Annotated in this window: 9 protein-coding genes and 1 tRNA gene; 7 read left to right on the top strand and 3 right to left on the bottom strand. The window is 59.8% G+C overall.

Annotated elements, in window-relative coordinates; translation table 11 throughout:
* Positions 1-54: 54 nt before the first annotated feature.
* On the bottom strand, positions 55-747 hold the full coding sequence (locus VWZ87_RS03695; RefSeq protein WP_416534722.1) for a lysophospholipid acyltransferase family protein: 693 nt from the start codon (positions 745-747) through the stop codon (positions 55-57).
* A 152-nt stretch (positions 748-899) separates the two neighbouring features.
* Here VWZ87_RS03695 and VWZ87_RS03690 point away from each other — a divergent pair.
* Positions 900-975: transfer RNA gene (locus VWZ87_RS03690), tRNA-Trp, on the top strand.
* Positions 976-1,182: 207 nt separating this feature from the next.
* Here VWZ87_RS03690 and VWZ87_RS03685 read toward each other — a convergent pair.
* A complete protein-coding gene (locus tag VWZ87_RS03685) occupies positions 1,183-3,375 on the bottom strand; it encodes a tetratricopeptide repeat protein (RefSeq protein ID WP_416534721.1) in 2,193 nt (730 codons plus the stop codon).
* Between the two features lie 245 nt (positions 3,376-3,620).
* Between VWZ87_RS03685 and secE the strand changes: the two genes are divergently transcribed.
* Together secE and nusG are read left to right on the top strand one after the other, a co-directional pair.
* Positions 3,621-3,818, top strand: a complete 198-nt coding sequence (gene secE, locus VWZ87_RS03680) for a preprotein translocase subunit SecE (RefSeq protein WP_008560174.1) — start codon at positions 3,621-3,623, stop codon at positions 3,816-3,818.
* Positions 3,819-4,061: 243 nt separating this feature from the next.
* On the top strand, positions 4,062-4,595 hold the full coding sequence (gene nusG / locus VWZ87_RS03675) for a transcription termination/antitermination protein NusG (protein ID WP_014876030.1): 534 nt from the start codon (positions 4,062-4,064) through the stop codon (positions 4,593-4,595).
* Between the two features lie 119 nt (positions 4,596-4,714).
* On the opposite strand, the gene VWZ87_RS03670 is transcribed toward nusG, so the two are convergent.
* Positions 4,715-4,993 (bottom strand): DUF6525 family protein, encoded by a 279-nt coding sequence (locus VWZ87_RS03670; protein ID WP_340546573.1) that lies wholly within the window; start codon positions 4,991-4,993, stop codon positions 4,715-4,717.
* 304 nt (positions 4,994-5,297) lie between these two features.
* Here VWZ87_RS03670 and rplK point away from each other — a divergent pair, with 304 nt between their 5' ends.
* From rplK to rplL, 4 genes are all read left to right on the top strand, one after another.
* Positions 5,298-5,723: a 50S ribosomal protein L11 gene (gene rplK / locus VWZ87_RS03665; RefSeq protein ID WP_014876029.1), complete on the top strand. Its 426-nt coding sequence runs from the start codon at positions 5,298-5,300 to the stop codon at positions 5,721-5,723.
* A gap of 1 nt (position 5,724) precedes the next feature.
* The gene (gene rplA, locus VWZ87_RS03660) at positions 5,725-6,423 is read left to right on the top strand and encodes a 50S ribosomal protein L1 (RefSeq protein WP_340546574.1); all 699 of its coding nucleotides are present in this window, start codon (positions 5,725-5,727) and stop codon (positions 6,421-6,423) included.
* A 443-nt stretch (positions 6,424-6,866) separates the two neighbouring features.
* Positions 6,867-7,385 carry a 50S ribosomal protein L10 gene (gene rplJ / locus VWZ87_RS03655; protein ID WP_340546575.1) on the top strand — a complete coding sequence of 173 codons (519 nt, stop codon included), beginning with the start codon at positions 6,867-6,869 and terminating at the stop codon, positions 7,383-7,385.
* 81 nt (positions 7,386-7,466) lie between these two features.
* On the top strand, positions 7,467-7,841 hold the full coding sequence (gene rplL, locus VWZ87_RS03650) for a 50S ribosomal protein L7/L12 (protein ID WP_340546576.1): 375 nt from the start codon (positions 7,467-7,469) through the stop codon (positions 7,839-7,841).
* The last annotated feature ends 43 nt before the right edge of the window (positions 7,842-7,884 follow it).

Below are 7,884 nucleotides of genomic sequence, written 5' to 3'. Positions count from 1 at the left end.
GATGACGCTGGAACAGGGCAGGGGGCGACCTGACCGCCAGGCCTTTGGCCATGTCTATCTGCGCGGAGGCTGCCCGACGGCCCGGTCGGCCGTGTCCGTAATCTTGTCCAGCGAAGCCTGCAGGCTCAGCCGCAGCGTCTCAACCTGCTCATCGCTTGGCTTCTTCGGCACCTCATCCGTCCATTCCTGACAGAGGAGAACACCACGTGAGAACGGCAGAGGCAGCATCTGCTGATCCCAGGTTGGCAGCTTAATCACTTTCCGTTCTGCAAACGCGACAGTGAACACACGGCATCCGGTCATCCGCGCCCAAGTGATCGGTACGCCCGAGGATATGCGAGCCGGCCCTCTTGGTCCGTCAGCGGCAATGCCGATAGAACACCCCTCCTTGGTGCGGCGCAGGACTTCGCGGGACAGTGCCACATGGCGTTTGTGGCTGGACATCGGGATGGTCTCAAACCCCAGACGCACCAGAATCTGTCCCGCCAGCCGTCCGGCGCGGGCGGCGGAGGTCAGCGCGCAGATGCGGCCCAGAGAGGTGTCAAACAGATAGGGGGCCATGATCAGTCGCTGGTGCCAGAGCACAAAGATCACCGGCTCTCCAGAGGCGACACAGGCATCCATTTCCTCGAACCCGCGGCGCTCCCAGCGCGAGGTGCGATGGGCGAATCGCACATATCCCGCCAGCAGGGCCTCGACGGCGCGGTTCACTTTCGGACTGTCGGCGATCTTTTTGCGCAGGCTCACTCTGGGATCTTTCCTCTGGACATTTTTCTCTGTCATACTGAAGCATGGCGAGTGGGGCCAGTCATCGCGGGAGGACGCGCGGAAATCCGGGCGATTTCGTTGATTTCCCTCTTGCCAGCCGCGCAGCTCTGGCTTAGGAACTGCCGCACCGTAGGGGTATAGCTCAGTTGGTAGAGCGACGGTCTCCAAAACCGTAGGTCTCGGGTTCGAACCCTGATGCCCCTGCCACTCTCTCATCTCAGGCAGAAGACATCCTAGCTCGGGCCTCGTTCTAGCTCGGGCCTCATTTCGATTGGCCGCCCAGCAGCTGCGCCTGTCCGCTCTCTCTCGTCGTGGATCAGTCCCGCCGGATCCAGTCCATATGGAAGACAAAACGCCTCCGCCGCCTTTCTGGGGCGGGGGAAGCGTTGGGTTTCAGGGTGAAGATTGCCCTGATCAGGCGGCGTGAATGGGCGTGCCTGCGGTCTGTGCCGCGCTGTAGCTGTCGGTTGGTTTTGCAGGCACCACATCCTCGGCCGGAACCGTCACATGCTGTGGCAGCAGTGCGTCGCTATGGCGGGCAAAAACCATGTCCAGCCCGCGTTCCAGATCCCGCATGTGGCGCGTGGTATCAAACAGCGGTGCTTTCGTCTGCATCAGCCGCAGTTTGCTGCGCAGTGCCAGCAGCTGATCCCGGTCCTCGGCCAGTTCCAGCGCCCGTGCCTCATAGGCCTGGGGCGTGGTGGTAAGCAGGTCTTCCATGTCGGCAGCGGCCAGCAGGCTTGCGGTGGTGCGGGCAGCGAACTGGCGCCCCGCCATTGTCAGCACCGGTAGCCCGGCAGCCAGTGCGTCGCGCGCTGCCGGACCGGCATTGAGGGTGAAGCTGTCCAGGAACAGATCTGCGACCATGCTGCGCGCCATACGCTCCTCGCCGGTGCTGGCGGCGGCAAAGATCACGCGATCCGGGTCGACACGGCGGTCGCTTGCGGCCTGTCGCAGTGCAGCCTGTGCCTCTTCTGGGTAGTCCGGGAGCCACAGAACGCTGCCCTCTACACGGGCCAGCAGCCGCATCCAGATATCAAATTCACGTGGGGTTAGCGCATGGCTGGCGGTAAAGCTGCAGAAGACGAAGGCATCATCGGGCAGGCCGCAGTCGCGTCGGCTGAACTGGTGGCCGGAGAGGTCCTGCAGGGCTGTAATACTCTGATAGCTGTGCGGCATGCGGATCACATGTTCCTCGAAATAGCGCTCGCTGCCGGGCGGGCAGGTAACCGCATCGCCGAGGATATAGTCATACGCCGGAGTGCCCATGGTGCCCGGAAAACCGGGCATGGCAATCTGAACCGGCGCGATCCGGGCCGAAAACACGGTTGCGTCGGCTTCGTGGGTATAGCTGGTCAGGTCAATTGCGATATCCAGCTGATCCGCGATGACCTGTGTCTTGATGGTGGTTGCGGACAGTCCGCGGATATCGCGGTGGTGGACGCCGACCAGATCCGCGCGCGGTGCGCTGGCCGCATAGACGTAAAGCGCGAATCGGCTCTGATCGTGGCGCGCCAGCAGGCTGTCGAGCAGTCGCAGCGCATCGAGATCCTGGGCCGAGCTGACGAAATAGCCGACACGCAGCCGCTGTGGGCGTGTTTCTGCCCTCGGCCGTTGCGGCGCCGGGTCAGATTGCGGGCGGGAGCTGGCATGGGCCTGCATCCGGATGCGCAGTAGGTCTGGATTGTCCTCAAGCGCGATCTGCGCTTGCGGGGCGCAGGCGGACCCACGCAGCCCAAGGTGCCGACGGTGCTCCTGATATTCGTCCAGCCAGCGCCAATCGCACAGCTCCGCCATCAGGCGCAGCTTCTGGGCGCGGGCGCGATCGTCATTGGGGCGGGCCAGCAGAATCTGGTCCAGATGACGGATCGCCTCGCTCTGCTGGCCGATCATACCGGTGAGCTGGGCAAGGTTGTACCGCGCTTCCAGGAAGTTCGGGGCAAAGCGCGCGGCCTGACCATAGAGATCGCGGGCGATCCCTATGTTCCCCAGCTGACGCTGGATATTGGCACGGTTGTAAAGCAGTTGCGCGTTGTCAGGCGCTTGATCAATCGCGGTGGCGAAACACTGATCGGCCTCGATGATGCGATCCTGCTCCAGCAGCGTGTTGCCCAGATTGTTGAGCGCGGGCAGGCAGGTCGAATCCAGTGTCAGAGCCTTTTTATACAGGGCAATCGCATCCACTGGCCGGTTCTGGCGCCGGTAGACATCACCCATCGCGGCAAAGGTCGTGGCGGAGGTCGGGTTCAGCTCGCAGGCTTTGTTCAGGCAGGTCGCCGCTTCATCCAGGGCGGTCTGCGCAAGATGGCAGCGGCCCAGCAGTTCCCACAGGAATGCTGATCTCCGATGGCTGTTCAGCAGCTCTGCGCAACGGGTTGCGGCCTGCTGGAAATGTCCATGCTGAAACAGCGCGGTCAGTTGCTCCTGATGTTCGGGGTCCAGCTTCGCATTGTCCTGCGGTGGCAGCCGCCGACTACGGCCAGAGAGCTTGCTGGAAATCTGCATTGTCAGCGGCGGGGTTGCCTGCGCTTCGCGCTGGGTGGCAGCCCCTGCCGGGGTGGTTTGGCTCAGGCTGGTCGCCTGCTGATCGTTCTGTGCGAGGGTCATGGAATCCTATCTCATAATCGCGCTCGGTAACGGGCAGGGCGCGATGTGCTGACATCTGCGGTGCCCCATGGCGGATATTTATGGCCCGCGAAAATTAAGATAGAATTGATTGCTTCTCGGCGGATGCTGCGGCGCGGACCTGAAGAACCCGCCCCGAGCCATCGTTGAAGGTGCAGCAGGGCTTGAAATTGCCATGGTCTGCGGTTAAATCGCTGCTTGATTGCAAGCAGAGAGAACCCCGCCTCATGGCCACCACAAACCCCGTCCAGTTCATCCAGCAGGTTCGCGCCGAAGTTTCCAAGGTCGTCTGGCCGACCCGCCGTGAGGTGCTGCTGACCACCGTGATGGTGTTTGTCATGGCGGCGTTGACGGCCGTGTTCTTTGCCATCGTGGATATCCTGATCCGCTTTGGGCTTGAGGGCATTCTGGGCATGTTCGGCTAAACCCGTCTGGCAGCCCCGATCGCGCAACCCGTTGTGGCGAAGGGCAGCTTGGCTTCGCAATTGGCGGCTCACCTCTTGATCTTGGACTCCCGGGGCGGTAGGTGAGCGACTAACTCTGACGTAGGCGTGTGGCGATTCGTGTCGCGCGCCGCTTTTTGTTAGAGCGCAGCCCCAAGGCTGTATCTTATTTTAGCAGTGGCCCGACGCACTTGTCGGCCAAGAGACACAAGGACGATCAGGTTCATGGCGAAACGGTGGTATTCGGTCAGCGTTCTTTCGAACTTCGAAAAGAAAATCGCAGAGCAGATCCGCACGTCGGTCGCAGAGCAGGGTCTGGAAGACGAAATCGACGAAGTTCTGGTCCCCACCGAAGAGGTGATCGAAATTCGTCGCGGCAAGAAAGTCTCGACAGAGCGTCGCTTCATGCCCGGCTACGTGCTGGTGCATATGGAAATGTCCGACCGCGGCTATCACCTGATTTCCTCGATCAACCGCGTCACCGGTTTCCTCGGCCCGCAGGGCCGTCCGATGCCGATGCGCGATGCCGAAGTGCAGGGCATCCTGGGCCGCGTTCAGGAAGGCGAAGAAGCGCCGCGCACGCTCATCTCCTTTGAAGTGGGCGAAAAGGTCAAGGTCAACGACGGACCGTTCGAAGATTTCGACGGCATGGTCGAAGGCGTCGACGACGACAATCAGAAACTCAAGGTCACCGTGTCCATCTTTGGCCGGGAAACCCCAGTGGAACTGGACTTCACTCAGGTGACCAAGCAGGGGTGATAGCCCTTTCCGGTAGAATTCAAGGCGCCGCGTTGCATCTGCATCGCGGCGTTTTTGCTTTGTGGCTGGGCTGGTTTTCGGCGGGCAACAGCCCTGATCCTTCATTGCGGGCTGTAGCCCTATCTTCGGGCATTTGGGTGCTCGGCGCCCCATATCTTCTGCGCATCCTTTACCGTCAGCTTGTGTTCAATCCGACTTAGCTCATGCAACGCACGGGCCCTGTCGCCAGTTCGAGACAAAGCCTTTCTGAAGGTCCGTTCAACGGAGATCGCACTCCACGGCAAAGCGGCAGAAGAAATCCATCTGCGCAGGTCTGGGGGAAGTTGGTCGTAGTCCTGCATCGGATTGCTTCGCTTCTGCGAGCGCTTCAGGCTGGTGCGACCAAGATTTCCAGACATGATCGGATTCCTCCTCAGGTGTCGACGCCGGTTTCTATAGGGAGACCGTTTCAGCGACTGTTATGTGATAACATATACATCTGCAAGCCGGTTGCTAATTGTAGTTGCTCTGGCAAGGCCAGTTGGTCATGTTGAATCGCCTGGCGTCCCCACTTGCCAACCCCCGCAATCCCCTATACATGCCGCCTCTATCGTCTTCGGGCGAGATTCTCTCGTGGGAGATGGAGGGATCGCGATCCTGATATCGGACCACGCAACATGCATAGGGTGAAACGCGTTTTGCCCGAGTTGAAAGGAACACCAAATGGCTAAGAAGCTTGTTGGCACGATGAAGCTGCAAGTGCCCGCCGGTAAGGCAAACCCATCCCCGCCGGTTGGTCCGGCACTGGGTCAGCGCGGCATCAACATCATGGAATTCTGCAAGGCGTTCAACGCCAAGACCGCAGACATGGAGCCCGGCGCGCCGTGCCCGACCGTGATCACCTACTATCAGGACAAGTCCTTCACCATGGACATCAAGACGCCGCCTGCGTCTTACTACCTGAAGAAGGCCGCCAAAGTGAAATCCGGCGCGAACAACCCGTCGCGCGAAACCGTGGGCACCGTCAGCGTTGCTCAGGTGAAGGAAATCGCCGAAGCAAAAATGAAAGATCTGAACGCGAACGACATCGAAGCCGCGATGCAGATCATCCTGGGCTCTGCCCGCTCCATGGGCATCGAGGTGAAGTAAGATGGCTAAGCTCGGTAAACGGACCCGCGCTGCGCGCGAAGCTTTCGCTGGCAAGGACAACCTGTCGGTGGAAGAAGCGGTTGCCCTGATCAAGGCAAACGCAAACGCAAAATTCGACGAAACCGTCGAAATCGCCATGAACCTCGGCGTTGACACCCGTCACGCAGACCAGATGGTTCGCGGCGTGGTTGGCCTGCCCAACGGCACCGGCAAAGACATGCGCGTTGCTGTTTTCGCCCGTGGCGCGAAGGCTGATGAGGCCAAGGAAGCTGGCGCGGATATCGTCGGTGCAGAAGACCTGATGGAAACCATCCAGGGTGGCACCATCGATTTCGATCGCTGCATTGCAACCCCTGACATGATGCCGATCGTTGGCCGTCTGGGTAAAGTGCTTGGCCCCCGCAACCTGATGCCGAACCCCAAGGTCGGCACCGTGACCATGGACGTGAAAGCGGCCGTGGAAGCAGCCAAGGGTGGCGAAGTTCAGTTCAAAGCTGAAAAAGGCGGCGTTGTGCACGCGGGCGTTGGCAAAGCTTCCTTCGACGAAGCCAAGCTGATCGAAAACGTACGTGCCTTCATCTCTGCGGTTGCCAAGGCAAAGCCGTCGGGTGCCAAGGGCGCTTACATGAAGAAAATCGCTCTGTCCTCCACTATGGGTCCGGGCGTCACCGTTGACGTGGAAACCGCTGTTACCGAGTAATCTCGGCAGGCGGGGCGAGGGCTTACAGTGCGCCGAGTCGCATGTGTCAGAAACGCCGCATTGACGATAGACCGGGGTCCCTGATGGGGGCCCCGGTTTTGCCTTTTCGGGGGTGTCATTGTGGCGATCTCGGCTGATCCTGGCCTTGGTGGTCTTTCGGACGATTTTGCCCTTGGAAATCCCTAAAAATGGGACTAACTACGACCCCGAGATAAAGCGTGCGATTCGTCGTGCGCTTTATTTCATTTCGTCCAAGATGGTGGGTGGCCTGTCGATCGGGTCTTAATTTCCCTCCTGAGACGGGAACGACCAAAGGATCGAGGGAATTCCTACCCTCGGGTGATTTTGGCTCACCCCGTTAAAACGGACTTGAACGCCGGGCAGCAATGTTCGGCACATCAATGAGCCGGGATGCGCAAGTGTCCCTAAACTTGGAGAGAACTGTGGATAGAGCCCAGAAAGAGAGAGTGGTCGAGGAACTCGGCCAGATCTTCGAAAGCTCTGGCGTGGTGGTCGTAGCCCACTATGCCGGTCTGACAGTTGCAGAGATGCAGGATCTGCGGGCGCGTGCAAGCGACGCCGGTAGCTCCGTGCGTGTTGCCAAGAACAGGCTCGCCAAAATCGCCCTCGAGGGTAAGCCGTGTGAAAGCATGTCTGACCTGCTGACAGGGATGACCGTACTGACCTATTCCGAAGATCCCGTGTCCGCCGCTAAGGTGGCCGAGGATTTCGCCAAGGAGAACAAAAAGTTCGAGATCCTTGGCGGCGCGATGGGTGAGAACGCTCTGGACCGTGCCGGCGTTGAAGCCGTGTCGAAAATGCCTTCGCGCGACGAGCTTATTGCTCAGATCGCAAGCTGCATTGGCGCACCTGCTTCCAACATCGCTGGCGCAATTGGCGCACCTGCAAGCAACATCGCAAGCATCCTTTCGACCATCGAAGAGAAGGCGGAAGCTGCGTAAGCGGTTGGCACTGAATGACTGGCGTCGGGCATATGCCCGCACGTTGGAACACACACACTGTAAACGGAAAGAGCTGATAAAATGGCTGATCTGAAGAAACTCGCAGAAGACATCGTTGGTCTGACCCTGCTTGAAGCACAAGAACTGAAAACCATCCTGAAGGATGAGTATGGCATCGAGCCCGCAGCTGGCGGCGCCGTTGTCATGGCAGCTGGCGGCGACGCCGGTGGCGCAGCGGAAGAAGAAAAGACCGAATTCGACGTCGTTCTGAAAAATGCTGGCGCATCCAAAATCAACGTGATCAAAGAAGTTCGCGGCATCACCGGTCTTGGTCTGAAAGAAGCCAAAGAACTGGTCGAAGCTGGCGGCAAGATCAAAGAAGGCGTCAGCAAGGACGAAGCCGAAGACATCAAAGGCAAGCTGGAAGCAGCTGGCGCCGAGATCGAACTGGCCTAAGCTACGCGATACGGGACAACATGGGGTGTCGGTTTCGACGTCC

Source organism: Phaeobacter sp. JH20_37 (assembly GCF_048056015.1).
GTDB classification, from domain to species: domain Bacteria; phylum Pseudomonadota; class Alphaproteobacteria; order Rhodobacterales; family Rhodobacteraceae; genus Phaeobacter; species Phaeobacter bryozoorum.
The sequence above is the reverse complement of the archived record's forward strand: the minus strand, read 5'-3'. Positions and strand labels throughout refer to the sequence as shown.